General features: G+C 65.0%; 21 protein-coding genes. 16 read left to right on the top strand and 5 right to left on the bottom strand.

Going from position 1 to position 19,728, the window contains the following annotated elements; genetic code table 11:
• Positions 1–8 precede the first annotated feature (8 nt).
• Positions 9–953: a diaminopimelate epimerase gene (gene dapF / locus AC5RVN_RS06720; protein ID WP_494106479.1), complete on the top strand. Its 945-nt coding sequence runs from the start codon at positions 9–11 to the stop codon at positions 951–953.
• On the opposite strand, the gene AC5RVN_RS06715 is transcribed toward dapF, so the two are convergent.
• On the bottom strand, positions 925–1,548 hold the full coding sequence (locus tag AC5RVN_RS06715; protein WP_494040834.1) for a class I SAM-dependent methyltransferase: 624 nt from the start codon (positions 1,546–1,548) through the stop codon (positions 925–927). The two genes, dapF and AC5RVN_RS06715, sit on opposite strands and share 29 nt — an antisense overlap.
• 428 nt (positions 1,549–1,976) lie before the next feature.
• On the opposite strand from AC5RVN_RS06715, the gene hflX reads away from it, so the two are divergent.
• The gene (gene hflX / locus AC5RVN_RS06710; protein ID WP_494040833.1) at positions 1,977–3,557 is read left to right on the top strand and encodes a GTPase HflX; all 1,581 of its coding nucleotides are present in this window, start codon (positions 1,977–1,979) and stop codon (positions 3,555–3,557) included.
• A complete protein-coding gene (locus AC5RVN_RS06705; protein WP_494137451.1) occupies positions 3,550–5,607 on the top strand; it encodes an ATP-dependent DNA helicase in 2,058 nt (685 codons plus the stop codon). Before hflX ends, AC5RVN_RS06705 begins: the two co-directional genes overlap by 8 nt.
• A 67-nt stretch (positions 5,608–5,674) precedes the next feature.
• Here AC5RVN_RS06705 and lexA read toward each other — a convergent pair whose 3' ends face one another.
• On the bottom strand, positions 5,675–6,406 hold the full coding sequence (lexA, locus tag AC5RVN_RS06700) for a transcriptional repressor LexA (RefSeq protein ID WP_494106481.1): 732 nt from the start codon (positions 6,404–6,406) through the stop codon (positions 5,675–5,677).
• Between the two features lie 320 nt (positions 6,407–6,726).
• On the opposite strand from lexA, the gene AC5RVN_RS06695 reads away from it, so the two are divergent.
• The 8 genes from AC5RVN_RS06695 (at position 6,727) to AC5RVN_RS06660 (ending at position 13,048) form a co-directional block, all read left to right on the top strand.
• Positions 6,727–7,128: a LysM peptidoglycan-binding domain-containing protein gene (locus tag AC5RVN_RS06695; RefSeq protein WP_494137450.1), complete on the top strand. Its 402-nt coding sequence runs from the start codon at positions 6,727–6,729 to the stop codon at positions 7,126–7,128.
• A gap of 131 nt (positions 7,129–7,259) precedes the next feature.
• Positions 7,260–8,378 (top strand): histidinol-phosphate transaminase, encoded by a 1,119-nt coding sequence (locus tag AC5RVN_RS06690; protein ID WP_494106482.1) that lies wholly within the window; start codon positions 7,260–7,262, stop codon positions 8,376–8,378.
• 60 nt (positions 8,379–8,438) lie between these two features.
• Positions 8,439–9,059 (top strand): imidazoleglycerol-phosphate dehydratase HisB, encoded by a 621-nt coding sequence (gene hisB / locus AC5RVN_RS06685; protein WP_494137449.1) that lies wholly within the window; start codon positions 8,439–8,441, stop codon positions 9,057–9,059.
• Entirely contained in the window at positions 9,056–9,820 is a 765-nt protein-coding gene (gene hisH / locus AC5RVN_RS06680; RefSeq protein ID WP_494106483.1) for an imidazole glycerol phosphate synthase subunit HisH, read from the top strand. Before hisB ends, hisH begins: the two co-directional genes overlap by 4 nt.
• On the top strand, positions 9,821–9,979 hold the full coding sequence (locus AC5RVN_RS06675; RefSeq protein WP_494040826.1) for a hypothetical protein: 159 nt from the start codon (positions 9,821–9,823) through the stop codon (positions 9,977–9,979). It begins immediately after the preceding gene.
• Between the two features lie 66 nt (positions 9,980–10,045).
• A complete protein-coding gene (gene priA / locus AC5RVN_RS06670; protein WP_494137448.1) occupies positions 10,046–10,792 on the top strand; it encodes a bifunctional 1-(5-phosphoribosyl)-5-((5-phosphoribosylamino)methylideneamino)imidazole-4-carboxamide isomerase/phosphoribosylanthranilate isomerase PriA in 747 nt (248 codons plus the stop codon).
• A 27-nt stretch (positions 10,793–10,819) separates the two neighbouring features.
• Positions 10,820–11,701, top strand: a complete 882-nt coding sequence (locus AC5RVN_RS06665; RefSeq protein WP_494137447.1) for an SseB family protein — start codon at positions 10,820–10,822, stop codon at positions 11,699–11,701.
• A gap of 54 nt (positions 11,702–11,755) precedes the next feature.
• On the top strand, positions 11,756–13,048 hold the full coding sequence (locus AC5RVN_RS06660; protein WP_494137446.1) for an MFS transporter: 1,293 nt from the start codon (positions 11,756–11,758) through the stop codon (positions 13,046–13,048).
• Positions 13,049–13,171: 123 nt separating this feature from the next.
• Here the strand turns inward: AC5RVN_RS06660 and AC5RVN_RS06655 are convergent, their stop codons facing one another.
• On the bottom strand, positions 13,172–13,558 hold the full coding sequence (locus tag AC5RVN_RS06655; protein ID WP_494040822.1) for a DUF1844 domain-containing protein: 387 nt from the start codon (positions 13,556–13,558) through the stop codon (positions 13,172–13,174).
• Positions 13,559–13,945: 387 nt separating this feature from the next.
• On the opposite strand from AC5RVN_RS06655, the gene infC reads away from it, so the two are divergent.
• The 4 genes from infC (at position 13,946) to AC5RVN_RS06635 (ending at position 16,749) form a co-directional block, all read left to right on the top strand.
• Complete coding sequence (gene infC, locus AC5RVN_RS06650) at positions 13,946–14,947, top strand: translation initiation factor IF-3 (RefSeq protein ID WP_494040821.1); 1,002 nt, start codon at positions 13,946–13,948, stop codon at positions 14,945–14,947.
• 116 nt (positions 14,948–15,063) lie between these two features.
• Complete coding sequence (rpmI, locus tag AC5RVN_RS06645) at positions 15,064–15,258, top strand: 50S ribosomal protein L35 (RefSeq protein WP_009358635.1); 195 nt, start codon at positions 15,064–15,066, stop codon at positions 15,256–15,258.
• 120 nt (positions 15,259–15,378) lie between these two features.
• Positions 15,379–15,771 carry a 50S ribosomal protein L20 gene (gene rplT / locus AC5RVN_RS06640; RefSeq protein ID WP_494040820.1) on the top strand — a complete coding sequence of 131 codons (393 nt, stop codon included), beginning with the start codon at positions 15,379–15,381 and terminating at the stop codon, positions 15,769–15,771.
• A gap of 66 nt (positions 15,772–15,837) precedes the next feature.
• Positions 15,838–16,749: a TrmH family RNA methyltransferase gene (locus AC5RVN_RS06635; protein WP_494137445.1), complete on the top strand. Its 912-nt coding sequence runs from the start codon at positions 15,838–15,840 to the stop codon at positions 16,747–16,749.
• 6 nt (positions 16,750–16,755) lie between these two features.
• Here AC5RVN_RS06635 and AC5RVN_RS06630 read toward each other — a convergent pair whose 3' ends face one another.
• Complete coding sequence (locus AC5RVN_RS06630) at positions 16,756–17,964, bottom strand: MFS transporter (RefSeq protein ID WP_494040818.1); 1,209 nt, start codon at positions 17,962–17,964, stop codon at positions 16,756–16,758.
• A 157-nt stretch (positions 17,965–18,121) separates the two neighbouring features.
• On the opposite strand from AC5RVN_RS06630, the gene AC5RVN_RS06625 reads away from it, so the two are divergent.
• Positions 18,122–18,571 carry a (deoxy)nucleoside triphosphate pyrophosphohydrolase gene (locus AC5RVN_RS06625; RefSeq protein WP_494040817.1) on the top strand — a complete coding sequence of 150 codons (450 nt, stop codon included), beginning with the start codon at positions 18,122–18,124 and terminating at the stop codon, positions 18,569–18,571.
• Here the strand turns inward: AC5RVN_RS06625 and AC5RVN_RS06620 are convergent.
• Positions 18,568–19,698 carry an Rv2578c family radical SAM protein gene (locus tag AC5RVN_RS06620; protein WP_494040816.1) on the bottom strand — a complete coding sequence of 377 codons (1,131 nt, stop codon included), beginning with the start codon at positions 19,696–19,698 and terminating at the stop codon, positions 18,568–18,570. The genes AC5RVN_RS06625 and AC5RVN_RS06620 overlap by 4 nt on opposite strands.
• Positions 19,699–19,728 lie beyond the last annotated feature (30 nt).

Genomic DNA, 19,728 nt, shown 5'->3' with positions numbered 1-19,728 from the left:
TTGAAACCATGAACGCAACCCTTGCCGCCACCACTGCGCACGCTTACAGCACCCTGGGTGGGCTCCGCTTCTCGAAGGGGCACGGCACCGGCAACGATTTCGTCCTGGTGGCCGATCAGGAGGGCAGGCATACCATTGCCGCCGAGCAGGTGGCGGCCTTGTGCGACCGCCACCGCGGTATCGGCGGAGACGGGCTCATTCGCGCCGTCCCGTCACGCTTCCTGCCCGAGGGGCGCGAGTTGCTGGCCGTGACGCCCGAGGCAGAGTGGTTTATGGATTACCGCAACGGTGACGGATCACTGTCGGAAATGTGCGGCAACGGCGTTCGGGTCTTCGTCCACTTCCTGCGCACCGAGGGTCTGGTTGACCTGCCCGACGGCGGGGCGCTCACCATTGGCACCCGCGGCGGGGCAAAGACGGTGATTCGGACAGGTGAGGACTACGCCGTGGACATGGGCCCTTGGGAGTTCATCTTTCCGGGCGAGGCCACCGCCAAGGCGATGGATTCACTGGTCACAGCAGAAGGACTGGAAGTTCCCCGTCCCGCCTTGTCAGTCAGTATGGGCAACCCCCACACCGTGGTTGCCCTGGCAGAACTATCGGAACTCGCCGGCACCCGCCTCTTTACCGCACCCGTGGTTGATCCGGTACCGGTCAACGGCACCAATGTGGAGTTTGTGGTTCCCTCCGAACCATTGGTGCATGACGGCGTCGGGTCAGTCACAATGCGCGTGCACGAACGCGGTGTGGGGGAGACCCAGTCATGCGGAACGGGAGCCTGCGCCGCAGCCGTGGCTATCCGGCACTGGGCAGGAGCCGAGGCCCCTGACACCTGGGAGGTGCACGTTCCAGGAGGCGTGGTGGGCGTCAAATTCTTTGCCGGGCCGGGGGGACACGAACACGTCGAGCTGAGCGGGCCCGCCGTTATTGTGGCAACTGGGACGCTTTCCTGACCTTCAGGATCCGGAAGGACTTGGACGTCGATTCCCGGCTTACGCTGAAGGATTCATCCAGTTCTGCCGCCAGCCAACGCTGAAGCGAATCCGAGCCCAGGTTCTTCTGCACCACCAGCCACGCCGTTCCCCCCGGCGCCAGGCGCGGCAGCCACAGCTTCAGGAGCGAGTGCAGTTCGTCCTTGCCGATCCTGATCGGCGGGTTCGACCAGATGGTGTCGAAACGCAGCTCCGGATCCACAGCTTCGGGAGTGCTCGCCACCACATTGGTCAGTCCCAGCGCCGCGGCGTTCTCATTGGTGAGCGTGATGCACCGTTCATTGACATCCACGGCGTAAACCCTTGCCTGCGGTGCACGCAGCGCCATGGTGAGCGCAACCGGACCCCATCCGCAGCCGATGTCCAGCAGGTTCCCGGCAGCAGCGGGCGCCGGAACTTCGGCCAGGAGCACGGCGGTTCCCTTGTCGATTCCATCCGGGCTGAAAATGCCTGAGGAGGTCTGCAGCCGGCGCGTTTCCCCTGCAAGTTCAACCGTTAGGGGTTTCCGCGTGAACGGGCCGGCGGGGGATGCGCTGAAATAGTGTGCGGACTCCATAACTCGCCAGAGTAGTTCCCCTTGCAGCGTAAAGTGAAACCCTGCGCTTTGCTGCTCTGCTAGGGTTGAAACCATGTTCCTGATCTTCGAGTAGCCGGCACGGGCCTTGCCCGTCCCGCAGCCTTGTCCCACAGCGACGCAGGTAATTATCCTTCCGCACAGTGCACCGGACCACGCGCAGGCGTATGTTCCGGCCGCCGGACACGATTCGAAGGTCAGCTTCCCGCTGTCTCCCTCGCCGATTCTCCGGCTCCCTCATTTTCGCCACTTCCCTTGGAATGTGGCCGCCACTGCCGTCCGCTTTTTTCCGGCCGGCGAAAACGAACCAGGAGAACTGCATGACCGCAGGCCGTCAGCCCAGCGCGAATACTTCCCCAAGCACCAACAATCGGCACTATTCTGGAACTGCCGAATCTTCAAAGGAGACCATGACCAGCCAGCCCAACACCGGATCCGATCCAGCCGCCCAGGACATGAGCCCTGAGGAAATCCAGGCCGTGATCGACCGGATTCTTTCCAAGGACGTACCGGCGAAAGCCGTCAGCACGCCAGGTGATTCAGGCCGCGGCGACGGAAGGCCTGTACTGGGCAAGGCCCAGGCCATATCCCGCCTGGACGAAGAACACACGACGTACGACGGCGACCAGCAGGACCTCGAGGAACGCCGCGCCCTTCGGCGCACGGCAGGCCTTTCCACGGAACTGGAAGATGTCACCGAAGTCGAATACCGGCAGCTCCGCCTGGAACGCGTCGTCCTCGCCGGCATCTGGTCCGAGGGAACCCTTGCAGACGCGGAGAACTCGCTGCGCGAGCTGGCCGCCCTCGCCGAAACAGCCGGTTCCGAGGTCTTGGACGGCCTCGTGCAGCGCCGTGACAAGCCCGATCCGGGTACGTTCCTGGGCTCGGGCAAAGCACTTGAACTGAAGGACATCGTGATGTCCACCGGCGCCGACACCGTTGTGGTTGATGCCGAGTTGGCCCCGTCCCAGCGCCGTGGCCTTGAAGACATCGTCAAGGTCAAGGTGATTGACCGGACCGGGCTGATCCTGGACATTTTCGCCCAGCACGCCAAGAGCCGGGAAGGCAAGGCGCAGGTGGAGCTCGCGCAGCTCGAGTACCTCCTGCCCCGCCTTCGCGGCTGGGGCGAATCGATGTCCCGCCAGGCCGGTGGCCAGGTGGGCGGCGCAGCGGCGGGTATGGGTTCTCGTGGTCCCGGTGAGACGAAGATCGAGCTGGACCGCCGAAGGATCCGCACCCGCATGGCCAAGCTCCGGCGCGAGATCGCCGCGATGAAGCCCGCCCGGGAGACGAAACGGGCCAACCGCCGTCGTAATGAAGTGCCCTCGGTGGCCATTGCCGGGTACACCAACGCCGGCAAGTCCTCACTGCTGAACCGCCTCACGGACGCCGGGGTGCTCGTGGAGAACGCACTGTTCGCCACGCTGGACCCCACGGTGCGCAAAGCCGAAACTGCCGACGGGCTGGGCTACACGCTGGCGGACACCGTCGGATTTGTCCGCTCCCTGCCCACCCAGCTGGTGGAGGCGTTCCGCTCCACCCTCGAGGAGGTTGCGGACTCGGACCTGATCCTTCACGTCGTTGACGTCTCGCACCCGGACCCCGAGGGCCAGATTGCCGCCGTCCGCAAGGTCTTCAGCGAAGTGGACGCACGCAAGGTCCCGGAGATCATCGTCCTCAACAAGGCCGACGCCGCAGATCCCTTTGTGGTGGAACGGCTGAAGCAGCGCGAGCCGCGCCACGTTGTGGTTTCGGCCCGGACAGGAGAGGGCATCCCCGAACTCCTGAAGGCGATCAGCGAGTCGATTCCGCGCCCGTCCGTCAAGCTCGAGCTGCTCATTCCCTACGACCGCGGGGACCTGGTCAGCAAGCTGCACGAGTCAGACGCAGAGATCATCAGTGTTGACCACGATGAAGCCGGTACCCGGGCAGTAGTTAAAGTCCGGGAGGGCCTCGCGGCTGAACTGGAATCATTCGTCAGCAATGACTGACCTCGTGGCTGACGAAGCCACAGGCACGGCCGGCGAGCAGTTTGTCATTGACCTGCTTGACCGTGCCGTTGCCGGCATGGGCGGGCAAAGCCGCAGTGGGCAACATGAGATGGCCCGGCAGGTGGCACGCGCGATTGAAACGGGCGACCACCTGCTGGTCCAGGCCGGGACGGGTACGGGCAAGTCACTGGCGTACCTGATACCGCTCATTGCCCATGCCCTCGAGAGCGACAAGCCCGCCCTGGTCTCTACGGCGACGCTTGCCCTGCAGACCCAGATTGTGGGCAGGGACATTCCCCGGCTCCTGAAAACCATCACGCCGGCGCTGGACCGGCCGGTGAAGGTGGCGCTGGTCAAGGGACGGTCCAACTACGTCTGCCGGCACAAGCTCGAAGGCGGGTTTCCCTCCGAGGAACCTGCAGAGGGCCAGCTGTTTGCGCTCGGCGAGGACACCAGTGTCCCGCACTTTGCTGCAGCTGTGGGCGGTCCCGCTTCCCAGCTGGGCAAGGAAGTGGTCCGCTTGCGGGAATGGGCGGAGAAGACCACTACGGGAGACCGTGATGAGCTCCTGCCCGGTGTCACTGACCGGGCCTGGCGGCAGGTCTCGGTGACCTCGATGGAGTGCCTGGGCGCCCAGAAGTGCCCCATGGCAGCAGAATGCTTCAGCGAACTCGCACGCCAGGACGCCGCCGAAGCCGACGTCGTGGTCACCAACCACGCCATGCTCGCCGTCAGTGCCTTCGAAGGCCTCGCGGTGCTGCCCGAATACGACGTCGTTGTGGTTGACGAGGCACACGAACTCCAGGACAGGGTTACCGGCGCCGTTTCGGGGCAGCTCTCGGTGGCCATGGTCCATACCGCAGCTGCGGGAGCGCGCAAGCATACGGCCATTACCGTGGATGCCCTTAGTGCGGCTGCCGCCAACCTTGAAGCCGCCCTTGCCGGAGTTCCCAATGGACTGCTTACCAATGGCCTCAACGATGAGCAGCTGGACTGCGTGGACCAGTTGCGTGAAGCCTGCCGCGCCGCACTTTCCGACTCCAAGGGGGACAGCAGCACCACTGCCGACGGCGGGAGGCAACTGGCGCGCTCCCGGCTGATGCTCATCCTGGAACTGTGTGAACGTCTCCTCGCCGCCCGGGAGAACCGGGAAGTGGTCTGGTTTTCCCGCGCCAGTTCCTTTGACCCCCAGCAGGGGTACTCCCAGCCCGACGAAACAGCTCCCGCGCTGATCAATATTGCGCCGCTGTCCGTGGCAGGGCGGCTGCGCGAGGGCCTGTTCGCGAACCACACTGTGGTGCTGACTTCCGCCACCCTGGCAATCGGTTCAGCCTTTGAGCCCGCCGCCGGCGGGCTGGGGCTTGTGGGAGAGGGGGCGCCCAGCTGGACGGGCGTTGATGTGGGATCGCCCTTTGACTATTCCAGGCAGGGAATCCTGTACGTGGCAGGTCACCTGCCCAAGCCCGGCCGCGGAGCATCCCCGGAAGCGCTGGCCGAACTTGAGGCCCTGATCAGGGCATCAAACGGCGGGGCGCTGTGCCTGTTTTCCTCCCGGCGGGCGGCAGAAGAAGCGGCCGATGCGCTGCGGCCCAAGCTGGGAATGACCATCCTGTGCCAAGGCGACTCCACCATGACGGCCCTGGTGAAGCAGTTCGCGGACGAACCTGACACCTGCCTGTTCGGCACGATGTCCCTGTGGCAGGGCGTGGACGTTCCGGGGGGCTCCTGCCGACTGGTGGTCATCGACCGGATTCCCTTCCCCCGGCCCGATGATCCCCTGATGACAGCCCGGTCCCGGGCAGTTGCGCAGGCGGGAGGCAACGGCTTCATGTCAGTTTCGGCCACCCACGCCGCCATCCGGCTCGCACAGGGCGCGGGACGGCTGATCCGGTCAACCGGGGATAAAGGCGTGGTGGCGGTGCTTGATTCCAGGCTGGCCACGGAACGCTACGCCGGATTCCTCCGCGGTGCCCTGCCGCCGTTCTGGTCCACTACGGACAGGAAAACAGCCATGGCGGCGCTGGAGAGGCTGGCCAAGGAAAAGATTTGAGCGCCCCGGCTGACGGGCCGGGGCGCTCATAGCTGGAGGCACAGGTGTGTTCGAACTCCGGGGCCGTTTAAAGCGAGCGGAGCACCGACACTACCTTGCCCATGATGGTGGCGTGGTCGCCAAGGATGGGCTCGTACTGGGTGTTCTGGGGGAGCAGCCAGGTGTGGCCGTCGCGCTGACGGAAAGTCTTAACAGTGGCTTCGTCGTCAAGCAGGGCAGCAACAATATCTCCATTGGCCGCATCTGCCTGGCGGCGGACCACCACCCAGTCGCCGTCGCAGATGGCAGCGTCCACCATGGAATCACCGGCCACCTTGAGCATAAACAGTTCCCCCTGGCCCACGAGCTGGCGGGGGAGCGGCAGGACGTCCTCCACCTGCTGGTCAGCCAGGATGGGACCACCGGCAGCAATCCTGCCCACAAGGGGGACCATGGCTGTGTCCATGGCGGTGGGAAGAACGGTGACGGTGCCGGCCCCCTGAAGGGAAGGGGCAGGCTCCGCCGCCTGCTTGGATGAACCACCGTCGAGGGTAAGGGGCATCAACACTTCCATGGCGCGCGGCCGCTTGGGATCGCGCCGCAGGTAGCCAAGCTTTTCCAGCTGCGAAAGCTGGTGCGTGACGCTGGACAGGCTTGCCAGGCCCACGGTGTCACCGATCTCGCGCATGGACGGCGGATACCCGTTGTCATTGACCGAGCGCTGGATGGTCTCGAGGATCCTTTTCTGCCGCGGCGTCAGGCCCTTGGCGGTCTTCTTCGGTTGGGAGGTTGCCCTGCCCCCGGCGGCTGCTGCTGCCATATTCGCCAATGCCTTTCGGTTGCCCCGGACTCCTGTGGCCCGGACCTGAAGTTCACGCCGGAATTGTCAGACCCTGCTGATCAACTTTCAGAGTGGTTGTTCTTTCTCTCAAAACTAGGCCAGCCACATTGCTTTTTCAAACATCTGTTCTAGCGAGTCTCGACAATGTTCGTTGATAAGTGCTAAAACAGAGGGAGCAAAGTTCGAACATTTGTTCTACTCCGGTCGAAGCCATTCGAAAACAGGCGGCAAGGGCCGCCAAGGCGGCGGCTTCGGAGGGGAATATCGGGCAGCACAGTACGGTCCAGGAGGGCTAAGTCATGTCAGCTACATCTGCTTCGCGGGATTCATTTTCAGTGCACTACTTGTCCGGGCCTGAGCCCAGGCCGGAGGAGGGGCCTGTGCCCCTGCCGCCCCTGCGCCTGACGCGCCGCGGGAAGATCGTCCTGATCGGCATTCCCCTGGTCCTGCTCGCGGCCCTGCTGCTTTCCCTGGCCGGATTCTTCAACTCGCCGGCAAAGGCCTCCGATTCGGCGGCTGACCTGTCCGTTACCCCTGCCGTTACCGTTACCGTCCAGGCAGGGGAATCCTTGTGGGCTATCGCCGGGAGCGTTGCCCCGGAGCGGGATGCGCGTGACGTCGTGGCTGACATCGTCCAACTGAACAACCTGACCGGCGGCGCGGTCTTCCCGGGGCAGCAGTTGTACGTCCCCACCCGGTAGGTGCCGCTCACCCGCCGGCTGCTGGAGGCCAACGCGGACAGGACGTTGATGGCCCGTCGTGAAGGCCGGCTCAGCGCGAACGGGAAGCCGTCACATTTTCCGGCTCCCCGGGCTGGCACTAAACTGTTCAGGTGAATGACCAGCTAGAGCGCCTCAACCGGTTACCCCTCCGCAGCAACCTTCGTGGGCTTACCCCCTACGGTGCACCCCAGCTGGACGTCCCTATCCTCCTCAACGTCAACGAGAACACCCATGGTGTCCCTGAGAACGTACGGGCCGCCATCACCGCCGCCGTTACGGACGCGGCCGCAGGCCTCCACCGTTACCCGGACCGCGAGTTCACGGAGCTGCGCAAGGCTCTGGCGGAATACTTGGGGCATGGCCTGGACGAGTCGAATGTCTGGGCGGCCAACGGCTCCAACGAAGTACTCCAGCAGATTCTCCAGGCTTTCGGTGGTCCCGGCCGCACCGCGCTGGGCTTCCCGCCCACGTACTCCATGTACCCCTTGCTTGCCAGTGGCACGGACACGGAATACATCGTGGGCCAGCGCGCTGACGGCTACGGCCTCAGTGCAGAATCCGCAGCACTCCAAGTGAAGGAGCTGCAGCCCAGCATTGTTTTCCTCTGCTCGCCGAACAACCCTACGGGAACAGGTTTGGGGCTCGATGTGGTGGAGGCCGTCTACGAGGCCGGGCACGCCAGCCAGACCATCGTCATCGTGGACGAGGCGTACCACGAGTTCGCACACGACGGGACGCCGAGCGCCCTGACCCTGCTGCCGGGCCGGGAGCGGCTGATCGTTTCACGGACCATGAGCAAGGCCTTCGCCCTCGCCGGAGCGCGCCTGGGCTACATGGCCGCGGCTCCGGAAGTTGCCGACGCACTGAGGCTGGTGCGCCTGCCGTACCACCTGTCGGCTGTAACCCAGGCAACTGCCCTCGCGGCCCTCCAGCACCGCGAGGCGCTGCTGGCCGATGTTGAAGACATCAAAAAGCAGCGCGACCGTATTGTGGCCGGACTGACGCGGTTGGGCCTCAAGCCGGCGGCCTCCGATTCCAATTTTGTTTTCTTCGGCGGGCTGGAGAATCCCCACCAGGTCTGGCAGGAACTGCTCGATGCGGGCGTCCTGATCCGCGACGTCGGCATCCCCGGCCATCTGCGGGTGACAGCAGGTACTGAGACGGAAACCACAGCCTTCCTTACTTCCCTGGAAGGTATCCTTACCGGCCAGCCAAAGCTTCCGGCCTAGACTTGAAGCAGCGGCGCTGGACGCCCTGAACCACTCCTTCTTCCCAAAGGACACTTGACCATGAGTTCCACAGGAGCCAATGCGGCCCGGACCGCACGCATGGAGCGTGCCACGAGTGAATCCTCCGTGCTCGTGGAGATCAACCTGGACGGCACGGGCATCTCGGACATTGATACGTCGGTGCCCTTCTACGACCACATGCTGACGGCGCTCTGCAAGCACTCGCTGATCGACCTGACCGTGAAAGCCACGGGAGACATCCACATCGATGTCCACCACACGGTGGAAGACGTCGCCATCACGTTCGGAGAGGTGCTCCGGACGGCCTTGGGAAACAAGGCAGGAATCCGCCGCTTCGGCGAAGCCACCGTTCCGTTGGACGAGGCATTGGCCCACGCGGTGGTTGACGTGTCCGGCCGCCCCTACCTGGTTCACGGAGGTGAGCCGGCAGGCCAGGAGTACCACCTGATCGGCGGCCACTTCACGGGCTCGCTCACCCGCCACGTCTTTGAGGCGATAACCCTGCATGCCGGGATCTGCCTCCACATGAACGTCATTGCCGGCCGGGACCCGCACCACATCGTTGAGGCTCAGTTCAAGGCGTTCGCGCGGGCCCTCCGCGCCGCCGTCGAATCCGATCCGCGTGTTGAGGGCATTCCTTCCACCAAGGGTGCGCTGTGAGCGGCCAGGTGCTGCGCGACGGCGCCATCATCGATCCGTCGGCTTCGCAGAAGCTGCCGTCGCCCGAGGGAAAACCCACCGTTACCGTGCTGGACTACGGCTCCGGAAACGTCCGCTCGGCAGTCCGCGCCCTTGAGCGGGCAGGCGCAGAGGTGATCCTCAGCTCAAAGCCCGAGGACGTCCTGAACGCCGACGGCCTGGTTGTCCCCGGCGTTGGTGCTTTCGAAACCGTGATGCGTGAACTTAAGGCCGTGGACGGCATCCGCCTGATCGGCCGGCGGGTAGCCGGCGGTCGCCCGGTCCTGGGCATCTGCGTTGGACTGCAGGTGCTCTTCGAAGCCGGCGTGGAACACGGCACAGAAGCTGAAGGCATCGGCGAATGGCCCGGGAAGGTCGAACTCCTTCCGGCGGAAGTTGTCCCGCACATGGGCTGGAACACCGTCAAGGTGCCCGACGGGTCCAAGCTCTTCGCCGGCGTCGAGAACGAACGGTTCTACTTCGTTCACTCCTACGGCGTGCAGGACTGGAATTTCGACGTCGTCCAGCCCCGGATGGCCGCACCCCTCGTTACCTGGTCCGAGCACGGCGCCCCGTTCATCGCCGCGGTTGAGAACGGGCCACTGTGCGCTACCCAGTTCCACCCCGAAAAGTCCGGGGACGCCGGCGCCCGTTTGCTGCACAACTGGGTGGAGGCCCTCCGCAAGCCTTCCGTGGCCGGCAAGCCGGAGGAAACCGGCGAAACCTCTCCCGGCGGCGCCTGAATGTGGTCCGTTATCCTGATGGGCCTCGCCGGCCTGCTGGTGGGCGGCGCCCTGTCCTTCCGGCAGCAGCATAAGCCGCTCTGGACCCAGGTCTCGTTCTACGTCCTGGCCGGCATGGCGCTGCTGGCCGCCTACCTGCTCACGCTGCCGGAAAACTAGCTGCCCTCCGGCCAGCTGCCGGTTACCCTCCGCCGCACACCCCTGCCCCCAACAATGAGGATCACGATGAACTCCGCTATCGATTTGCCGGTACTTGAACTGCTGCCCGCCGTCGACGTCGTCAATGGACAGGCCGTCCGGCTGGTGCAGGGCGAAGCAGGCAGCGAAACCAGTTACGGTACACCGCTGGAGGCGGCGCTGAACTGGCAGCAGCAGGGAGCGGAATGGGTCCACCTGGTTGACCTGGACGCGGCCTTCGGCCGTGGTTCCAACGCAGACCTGCTCCGCGAGGTTGTGGGCCGGCTGGACATCAATGTTGAGCTCTCCGGCGGGCTCCGCGACGATGAAACCCTTGAGGCGGCCCTGGACCTGGGCGTCGCCCGCGTGAACCTGGGTACCGCGGCGCTGGAGAACCCCGAATGGACCCGCAGGGCCATCGAACGCTTCGGCGACAAGATCGCCGTCGGACTCGATGTCCGCGGAACCACCCTGGCCGGCCGCGGCTGGACCAAGGAGGGCGGGGACCTCTGGGACGTCCTGGGCCGGCTCGAAGAGGCAGGCTGCGCGCGGTACGTCGTCACCGACGTGACCAAGGACGGCACCCTGCAGGGACCCAACGTGGAACTGCTCCGCCAGATGGTGGAAAAGACCGGAAAGCCCGTAGTGGCGTCAGGCGGCATTTCCAGCCTGGATGACCTCAAGGTCCTGCGTTCCCTGGTTCCCTTGGGTGTCGAAGGTGCCATCGTCGGCAAAGCCCTGTACGCCGGCGCCTTCACGCTGCCCGAAGCACTCGACGTCGCAGGCCGCCGCTAGGCGCCTGGCAGCCGATCCAGTCACTCCATGGCCACCAACGAATCCGGCGCCCCTGCCCAGCGCCACCTTCCCGGACACATCGCCGCCGCACTGGCAGGAGCCGGTGGTGCCGCTGATTCCGCCGGACAGCCCTGGACGGGACGGAGCCTGGCGGGAGACCAAGCCAAGATCCATAACTTCGAGGACGACGACGGAACGGCCGACGCCGGCTACCTCACCGCCGTCGCGGACCTGCAGGCAGGGCGCGGGGACGAAGCAGGAGTCATTGCCTCGCTGGCCACCGCCCGGGTCTTCATCCCGATCGTTGCCCAGCTTGCCGAAGAAGGGGAGGGGCAGGACGGCCTGCAGGCCGACAAGCAGGCAGATATGGCCCTCGTTACGCTCAAAGCGGCCGATGGCAGGACCGCGATGCCCGCTTTCACCACCGCGGCAGCCTTGGCTGCCTGGCATCCCGGAGCCCGGCCGGTGGCCGTCTACGCTGCCCGGGCCGCGCTCTCGGCTGTCTCCGAAGGCGCTGAACTCCTGGTTCTGGACCCGGGGGCGGACGTAACGTTCGTGGTGCGCAGGCCGGCCATGTGGGCGCTGGCCCAGCAGCAGGACTGGACTCCGTCCTACGCCGACCCGGAACTGGCGGCAATGATGCGCCAGTCAGCAGGAGGCTTCGCGGCGGTACGGAGCCTGGAACTCCTGCCAGGCAGGGGAGTGGCTGCCCGCACAGCTGACGGAGCTATCGTTGCCGGCGGCGGCGCCGGGCCTGAGCTGCAGGTGGTGCTGTACCTGGCAGAGGGTCTCGACGCCGACGCGGTTCAGCAACTGGTGGCCGGACTGCAGGCCCTGTGGTCCCGGAATGTATTGTTTGGTGAGCGGGTCGACTCCATCGAAATAAAACTGCGGCGCGCTGTCCACTAGCTGCTGCCAGGAGGGGGATCCCCGGCCGGCTGCGGCAGACCGAAGGATCCTTTCGTGAATTTCGCTCTCTACCGGGAGTTGCTGGCCGTCCAACCCATCAGGCGGCTGCTGCTGGTGGGCCTGATCGCCCGTATTCCGCACTCGGCGGCCGGGGTGCTGCTGACCTTGCATATTGTGCTTACCCTTGGCCAGGGCTACGCAGCCGCCGGTACGGCCGCTGCCGTGATGACCATCGGTATCGCCCTGGGTGCTCCGTGGCGCGGCCGGAGGGTGGACACCGTGGGCCTGCGCAGGGCACTGATTCCTTCCGTGGTATCAGAGACGGTGATCTGGTCCATCGTGCCGCACGTGTCCTATGAGGTGCTCCTTCCCCTGGTGTTCGTGGGCGGACTGCTCACCTTGCCCATCTTCAGCGTGGTGCGCCAGTCACTCGGCGTGCTGGCCGAAGGCGAACAGCGCCGCACCGCCTTTGCATTGGACGCCATCACCACCGAAGTGGTCTTTATGATCGGTCCTGCTGCGGGTGCCATCGCGGCCACCAGCGGCTTCAGCGTAGCGGGCCTGACCATTGTGGGCGTCTGCACCTCCCTGGCCGGCCTGTTCCTGATGTGGTTCAACCCGCCAACGCGCAGCAGTGCCACCGGGGAGGACGGCGAGGCGGACCAGCAGCGCGCCGCCGAGGCGGCCGTCATCGCCACAGCCCCGGCGCACCTGCAGGAGGCTGCCGCGGACCTGGCCCCTGCTGCCGCCCGCACTGCCCGCAGCACCGGCCTGAAGGACAGGGTGGCCGGCAGCTTCACCTGGTTCACCGCTACCGTCGCCGCACTTTTCGCTGTTGCCGCCGGGGCGGGAATGGTCCTCAGCGGCACCGACGTCGGTATTGTCGCCGCCCTCGAAACAGGCGGCCACCAGGCCGAAATCGGCATTGTTTTCCTGTTTTGGTGCGCAGCCTCCGTGGTGGGCGGCCTGGTGTACGGCGCCATGCACCGGCCCGTCCCGCCCATGATCCTCCTCCTCGGGATGGCGGCCCTGACAATTCCCATGGGATTCGCCCACGACACCTGGTCGCTTGCGCTGGTTGCCATCCTGCCGGGGCTCCTCTGCGCCCCGGTCCTCTCCTCTGCCTCAGAGAAAGTGGCGGACCTGGTGGATGAGGCGAGGCGCGGCGAGGCGATGGGCTGGTATGGCTCCGCACTCACGGCCGGCGTTGCTCTCGGGGCGCCGCTGGCGGGCGTTTTCATCGACCGGGCAGGGCCCTCCGGCGGCTTCGTAGCGGTGGGAGCCGCAGGCGTGGCGCTGTGCCTCGCGGGGATGGTCCTTCAGCGGCGCCGCAGGGCCACGCGCTGACCTTACTTCCGGATGAAGCCACGCCGCCGGTGCGGACTTTGAATTGGACGGGAGACGACGACGGCGGGCCGACCTTGAAAGGTCGGCCCGCCGTCGCGGTCTGCTCAGTTGTGCGCTGCGGCGTCAGTTGACCGCGCCGGTGTACTTCTCGCCCGGGCCCTTGCCCGGCGCGTCAGGAATCAGCGACTCTTCGCGGAAAGCAAGCTGCAGAGAACGCAGCCCATCGCGCAACGGGCCGGCGTGCTGGGAACCGATCTCCGGGGCGGCGGCGGTGACCAGGCCGGCCAGGGCGGTGATCAGTTTCCGGGCCTCGTCCAGGTCCTTCAGCTCTGCGGCATTCTCTTCCGCCGCGAGGCCAAGCTTGACCGCTGCGGCACTCATCAGGTGGACGGCGGCGGTGGTGATGACCTCGATGGCCGGCACTTCGGAGATGTCGCGGATCTGCTGGGAGACGTCGGAACCGGCGTCTGCAGGCTCGAAAACGTATGAATTACTGTCTGGGGTGCTCATACTGGTAAGCTTGACACAGACCGACTGGATGTCGTTATTTCAGGGATTGTTCCCAACAATCAAGGTTCCCCCGGCGCTTCACTGCGTTGGCGGGAATTTTTTCTGTAAGATGGCATGCAGTTTGCAAGCGGAGTTCTCTCCCACCCGCGTCAACCGCTGTTCCAAGGAATTAATGGAACGCAAGGTTGCCGGGTACTGGTTGGCATTGGAACCGGCACAGCCGGACACCCTCTGTGCAGTCCTTTATTGGGGCAGGCACAGCCAATCTTTGAGGCCTTCGATTGCTCCGGCAATTGGGGGCCTTCTCTATTTGCCGGGATTCCACAACAACACAGGAGCTTTAACATTAGCGAGCCAAGAATCAATGAGCGTATCCGCGTCCCCGAGGTGCGGCTGGTCGGCCCTGCAGGTGAACAGGTAGGAATCGTCCGTATTGAGGATGCCCTGCGCCTGGCCGCCGAGTCTGACCTTGATCTCGTTGAAGTTGCACCTCAGGCGAAGCCTCCGGTGTGCAAGCTGATGGACTTCGGCAAGTACAAGTACGAGGCCGCAGTCAAGGCACGTGAAGCACGGAAGAACCAGACGAACACCGTTCTGAAGGAAATCCGCTTCCGCCTGAAGATCGACACCCACGACTACGAGACCAAGCGCGGGCATGCCCTGCGCTTCCTCGGCGCCGGGGACAAGGTCAAGGCCATGATCCAGTTCCGCGGCCGCGAACAGCAGCGTCCCGAGATGGGCATCCGGCTGCTGCAGCGCTTTGCTGAGGATGTCGCTGAAGTCGGCGTGGTCGAATCCAGCCCCCGCATCGACGGCCGCAACATGGTCATGGTGGTTGGGCCCCTGAAAAACAAGGCGGAGGCCAAAGCCGAAGCACGCCGCGCAACGCAGCGGGCTGAAGCCAAGGCAGAAAACGAAGCCAAGGCAGCTGGCCGCATCGACGTTTCCGGTGACGACCAGGCACCGCTGACGCAGTCCCTCGCGGACCTGCTTCCCGAGGGATTCACCATCTCGACGGAGCCGGAAGCAGTGACTGAGGCTCCTGAGCAGGAGGCTGCTCCCGTCGTCGAACCGGCCGCACCTGTGGCACCTGCCAAGGAGGAAGCTCCCAAGCAGGAAGCTCCGAAGCAGGAAGCTCCAAAGGCTCCTGCGCCCAAGGCTGCCGCTCCCGCACCCAAGGCTGCTGCCGCTCCGGCACCCAAGGCTGCAGCACCGGCCGCCAAGCCGGCTGCGGAAAAGCCCGAAGCTGCCAAGCCGGCAGCTGCGGCGCCGAAGCCTGCAGCAGTGCCTGCTCCGCCGAAGCCGGTGGCCAGGCCGGCTGCACCCAAGCCTGCCGCGCGCCCTGCCCCCAAGGCAGTGCCGAAGCCGGCCGGCAAGAAGACAACTTAGTCCACAGCTGCCGGAGTTCGTCCTCCGGCAGTCAGCAACCAGCACGCCGTCCCTTGGGGCAGCTGCGCGATAGAACTGCAGGCCCAGCCTGCGGACACGTAAGGAGATCGGTTCCCATGCCGAAGATGAAAACCCACAGTGGTGCTAAGAAGCGCTTCAAGCTGACCGGCAGCGGCAAGCTGCGCCGCCAGCAGGCAAACCGCCGCCACTACCTCGAGCACAAGTCCTCCAGGCTGACCCGCCGCCTCGCCGGCGACAAGATCGTCTTCAAGGGCGATGCCAAGGTCATCCGGAAGATGCTCGGCATCTAGTTTCCAAGTTTTCTGACTGACCACCACCTGGTGTAAGTCACCTACCAAAAAGCCTTCTCAGGCCGCCGGGAAATTCCGGCAGTAGATGCTTGGGAGCAGAATTTTCGAAGGAGTACGCACGTGGCACGTGTGAAGAGGGCGGTCAACGCCCACAAGAAGCGCCGGGTTATCCTTGAACGCGCAAAGGGCTACCGTGGACAGCGTTCACGCCTTTACCGCAAGGCAAAAGAGCAGCTGCTGCACTCGTTTGTGTACAGCTACGGTGACCGCAAGAAGAAGAAGGGCGACTTCCGCCGCCTGTGGATCCAGCGCATCAACGCTGCTTCCCGCGCGAATGGCCTCACCTACAACCGTCTGATCCAGGGCCTGAAGGCCGCTGAGGTTGAGGTTGACCGCCGCATGCTCGCCGAACTGGCCGTTTCCGACGCCAACGCCTTTGCTGCGCTGGTCCAGGTTGCCAAGGACTCGCTGCCGGCCGACACCTCCGCCAAGAGGGTTGCCGCTGCACAGTAGTACCTGCCTTCCCTCGGACGAGGGGCAGTTCAGGAACCCGTGGCCCTAGCCACTAAGGTTTCCTATATGAACGAAACTGGGCGCCCGCAGGATTTTCCACTCTCCAACCCCCGAGCAGATCGGGTGAGGGATGTGGCAAAACTTGCCGGGCGCCCGGCGCGTTTAAAGCGCAGCCAGTTCCTGGTTGAGGGCCCGCAAGCGGTGCGCGAAGCACTGAAGCTGCACCAGCAGCGCGTGGCCGCAGGAGCCCCCGGACTGGTTATGGAGCTCTTCGCAAGCGAAGCCTGCCTGGACCGGTTTCCGGAGTTCGAGGAGCTGTCCGAAGGCACGAACGCCCGGCTTGCCACGGAGGACGTCCTGGCCGCTATGGCGGATACTGTCAACCCGCAGGGAGTCATTGCCGTTTGCCGCTTCCTGGACGTCACGCTGGAGGAAGTGCTCGACGCCGGTCCCCGCCTGATCGCCGTCCTGTGCGAGGTCCGTGATCCCGGTAATGCCGGAACCGTTCTGCGTGCGGCAGATTCCGCCGGAGCAGACGCAGTGGTGCTCACGGGCTCCAGCGTGGACATCTACAACCCCAAGGCGGTCCGCTCCACCGCGGGATCGCTGTTCCACCTCCCCGTGGTGCTCGGGGCCGACGTGAACCGCCTCGCGGCGTCATGCCGCGCCCGGGGGATCGGGATCCTGGCAGCGGACGGTTACGGATCCCTCAATCTTGATGCCCTGCAGGACGAGAACGCCCGGCGCAGGCTTACCGGTGCAGGACCCGACTCCGCGTACGACCTGGCGGCCCCCACCGCCTGGCTCTTCGGCAATGAAGCGCAGGGGTTGTCCCAGGAGGAGCTGGGCCTGGCTGACCACAGGGTGGCAGTTCCGGTTTACGGAGCTGCGGAAAGCCTTAACCTCGGCACTGCTGCCACGGTCTGCCTCTATGCCAGTGCCCGTTCCCAGCAGGTCCCCGCAGGCGTCAGCCCCTAATAGGGTTCACGCGGCAAGTGGTTTTCGGCGTTCCAGCATCCCGCTTGCAAGGGCAACACCAAGCCCCAGTACAGCCAGGCATGCGCCCACCAGGGCGGGGGCCACATAGCCCCAACCCCAGGCAATGACCAGCCCGCCCAGGAAAGCGCCCAGGGCGTTGGCTACGTTGAGGGCAGCGTGGTTCAGGGACGACGCCAGGGACGGCGCGTCCGGGGAGGCATCCAGGAGGCGGGTCTGCAGCGCAGGCACAAGCATGGACCCGGCTGCTCCCACCACGAAGACCATCACCAGCGCTGACCAGGGCCAGTGGGCGGCGATGGCGTACACCACCAGGGCTGCCGCGATGGCAGGCAGCACGCTGTACAGGGTTCCCATCACTGATTTGTCGGCGATCCTGCCGCCCACCACGTTGCCGGCCACCATGCCCAGGCCGTAAAGCGCAACCACCAGTGGAATCAGCGCGGACGGGAGGCCGGCTACATGGGTCATCGTGTGGGAGATGTAGGTGTACGTGGCAAAAAATCCGCCAAAGCCCACGATGCCAATCATGATGGCAAGCCACACCTGCAGCCGTTTCAGCGCCCCAAGTTCCCGGCGGATGCTTGCATCAGGGTGGGCCTCGTGGAAGGGAACGAAGCGCCAGATCAGCACCAGGGTCAGCGCCCCGAGGAGGCCTACAAGGATAAAGAGCAGCCGCCAGCCGTAGGTTTGTCCCACCCACGTTGCCGCCGGCACGCCGATGACGTTTGAAATGCTGAGACCTGCCATAACCATGGAGATGGCCCAACCCCGGCGGGTGGCGGGCACGAGCGAGGCGGCGATGACAGCGGCAACGCCGAAAAACGCGCCGTGCGGTAGGCCGGCCGCGAACCGTGACACGAGCATGGTCCCGTAATCAGGGGCCAGGAAAGAGGTGAGGTTGGCGACAGTAAAGAACAGCATGAGGCCCAGCGCGAGATTTTTGCGCGGAAGCTTTGCACCGACGGCGGCAAGCAGTGGGGCGCCCACCACCACGCCCAGCGCGTAGGCGGAGATAAGGTGCCCGGCTTCGGGCGTACTGATGTTGAGGCCCTGTTCCACTTCCTTGAGCAGGCCCATCATGGTGAACTCGGTGACCCCGATGCCCACCCCGCCCATGGCTAGGGCGATGATGGCCATGGCGATATTGGGGGAGGAGGTGCTCTTTGCCGTGGGTGATTCTAGGACGGTGCTCATGTGCCTGCTTTTCAAAGTGCTGGAGGTAGGTGTGCAGCCACGGCAATGGGGCTGATGTAGTCCTGGACCCCCATGAAAACTCCTTCGGGCATGCAGGTATTCCCGGGACGGGGAAAGAGTGCCCGGGTACCTCCATTGTCCCCCATACAATGAAGCGGTGACTGGACTGATACAGGTGGTGGGCGGCGCTGTGGTGGACCGCCTCCGGGAGCCCTCCAAGCTGCTTGTGGCCCGCCGCAGCGCGCCGGAAAAGCTCGCCGGCCTCTGGGAGTTCCCGGGCGGCAAGGTGGAACCGGGCGAGGAACCGGAGCCGGCGCTGTGCCGGGAGTTGGCCGAGGAACTGGGAATCAGCGTCCGGCTGGGCGCAGAGCTTCCGGCCGAAGCCCCTCATGGATGGCCCTTGAATGACCAGGCCAGCATGCGGGTATGGTTCGCGGAAATCGCCGGCGGCGAGCCCCAGCCCCTCGAGGACCATGATGAACTCCGGTGGGTGTCACTGGATAACCCGAAGGAAGTCCTGGGGCTTCCGTGGATTCCAGCCGATTTGCCGATTGTCCGGGCCCTGCTCACCGTAGCGGCGATTCCGGCAGGATCAACGCGCTCTTAGAAAAGCGTCGCCTGGTCCGCTGCCCCTGACGGGCTCACCGAAGCGCTGGATCCTGGCTGTCCGGACCCTGGCTGCGGCGTTCCCGCCGCCATGGATGGGATGACGCCTGCGGGGTACTCCGCCTCCTCACCACGGGGATCGTCCAGCTCCCGGTGGCTGAAGCCGGACGAGTGGGAAAAACCGTGCCGCGCCTTGAAGTAGCGGACTTTTCCTGCGAGCCAGGTGCGGTACTCCTTGGAGGCATAGGAACCGGTTCCGTAAAGGCGCCGGTAGCGGCCGGCGAGTACGGGATGGTTTGTTGCGATCCACTTCATAAACCATTCCCTGGTCCCCGGCTTCAGGTACAGCGCACCGGCAGTGACCCCGGTAGCTCCGGCGGCTGCGAGGGAGGCGAAAAGAGAATCCAGGGCTTCGTCGCTGTCCGAGAGCCACGGCAGGATGGGCATGGCCATGACCCCGCAGGGCAGCCCGGCTTCGCGAAGCCTCGATACCAGCTTCAGCCGTGCCCGCGGCCCAGGCGTTCCCGGCTCCACGGACTCGGACAGGGCTTCGTCGGTCATGGCCAGGGAGATGCCAAGCCCCACAGGCACTTGGGTGGCCGCGCTCTTCAGCAGGGGGATGTCCCGAGCCAGCAGCGTTCCTTTAGTCAGGATGGAAAGGGGAGTGCCGGATTCAGCGAGGGCGTTGATGATCCCGGGCATCAACCGATAACGTCCCTCGGCGCGCTGGTACGGGTCCGTGTTGGTGCCCAGGGCCACCTGCTGGCGTGTCCAGGACGGTTTGGCCAGCTCTTTGCGAAGGACCTCGGCAGCGTTGACTTTCACCACCACCTGGCTGTCAAAGTCCAGCCCGGCGTCGAAATCGAGGTAGGTGTGCGTCTTCCTGGCAAAGCAGTAGACGCAGGCGTGGCTGCAGCCGCGGTAGGGGTTGATGGTCCACTCGAAAGGCATCCGTGAACCGGCCGGGACTCTGTTGAGCAAGGACTTGGAAGTGACCTCGTGGAAGGTGATGCCGGCGAAATCGGGAGTCGTCACGGACCTGACCAGGCCCGCGAGTGGAAGCAGCGCAGGGGCCGCCGCACCCGCTTCCACCGGCGCCGGTATCAGTGCTTGGGCATCCCATCTCATGACCTCCATTCGAATATATGTTCGAACTTA

Source organism: Arthrobacter sp. sptzw32, assembly GCF_059089735.1.
The sequence above is the reverse complement of the archived record's forward strand: the minus strand, read 5'-3'. Positions and strand labels throughout refer to the sequence as shown.

What these genes read in the sequence shown, in the direction of transcription:
- AC5RVN_RS06675 (WP_494040826.1), top strand. Translation starts at nt 9,821, where the DNA reads ATGTGGTCCGTTATCCTGATGGGCCTCGCCGGCCTGCTGGTGGGCGGC.
- AC5RVN_RS06705 (WP_494137451.1), top strand. Translation starts at nt 3,550, where the DNA reads ATGACTGACCTCGTGGCTGACGAAGCCACAGGCACGGCCGGCGAGCAG.
- dapF (WP_494106479.1), top strand. Translation starts at nt 9, where the DNA reads ATGAACGCAACCCTTGCCGCCACCACTGCGCACGCTTACAGCACCCTG.
- AC5RVN_RS06620 (WP_494040816.1), bottom strand. Translation starts at nt 19,698, where the DNA reads ATGAGATGGGATGCCCAAGCACTGATACCGGCGCCGGTGGAAGCGGGT.
- AC5RVN_RS06635 (WP_494137445.1), top strand. Translation starts at nt 15,838, where the DNA reads ATGAACGAAACTGGGCGCCCGCAGGATTTTCCACTCTCCAACCCCCGA.
- lexA (WP_494106481.1), bottom strand. Translation starts at nt 6,406, where the DNA reads ATGGCAGCAGCAGCCGCCGGGGGCAGGGCAACCTCCCAACCGAAGAAG.
- priA (WP_494137448.1), top strand. Translation starts at nt 10,046, where the DNA reads ATGAACTCCGCTATCGATTTGCCGGTACTTGAACTGCTGCCCGCCGTC.
- AC5RVN_RS06655 (WP_494040822.1), bottom strand. Translation starts at nt 13,558, where the DNA reads ATGAGCACCCCAGACAGTAATTCATACGTTTTCGAGCCTGCAGACGCC.
- AC5RVN_RS06630 (WP_494040818.1), bottom strand. Translation starts at nt 17,964, where the DNA reads ATGAGCACCGTCCTAGAATCACCCACGGCAAAGAGCACCTCCTCCCCC.
- hisB (WP_494137449.1), top strand. Translation starts at nt 8,439, where the DNA reads ATGAGTTCCACAGGAGCCAATGCGGCCCGGACCGCACGCATGGAGCGT.
- AC5RVN_RS06715 (WP_494040834.1), bottom strand. Translation starts at nt 1,548, where the DNA reads ATGGAGTCCGCACACTATTTCAGCGCATCCCCCGCCGGCCCGTTCACG.
- AC5RVN_RS06695 (WP_494137450.1), top strand. Translation starts at nt 6,727, where the DNA reads ATGTCAGCTACATCTGCTTCGCGGGATTCATTTTCAGTGCACTACTTG.
- AC5RVN_RS06665 (WP_494137447.1), top strand. Translation starts at nt 10,820, where the DNA reads ATGGCCACCAACGAATCCGGCGCCCCTGCCCAGCGCCACCTTCCCGGA.
- hflX (WP_494040833.1), top strand. Translation starts at nt 1,977, where the DNA reads ATGACCAGCCAGCCCAACACCGGATCCGATCCAGCCGCCCAGGACATG.
- rpmI (WP_009358635.1), top strand. Translation starts at nt 15,064, where the DNA reads ATGCCGAAGATGAAAACCCACAGTGGTGCTAAGAAGCGCTTCAAGCTG.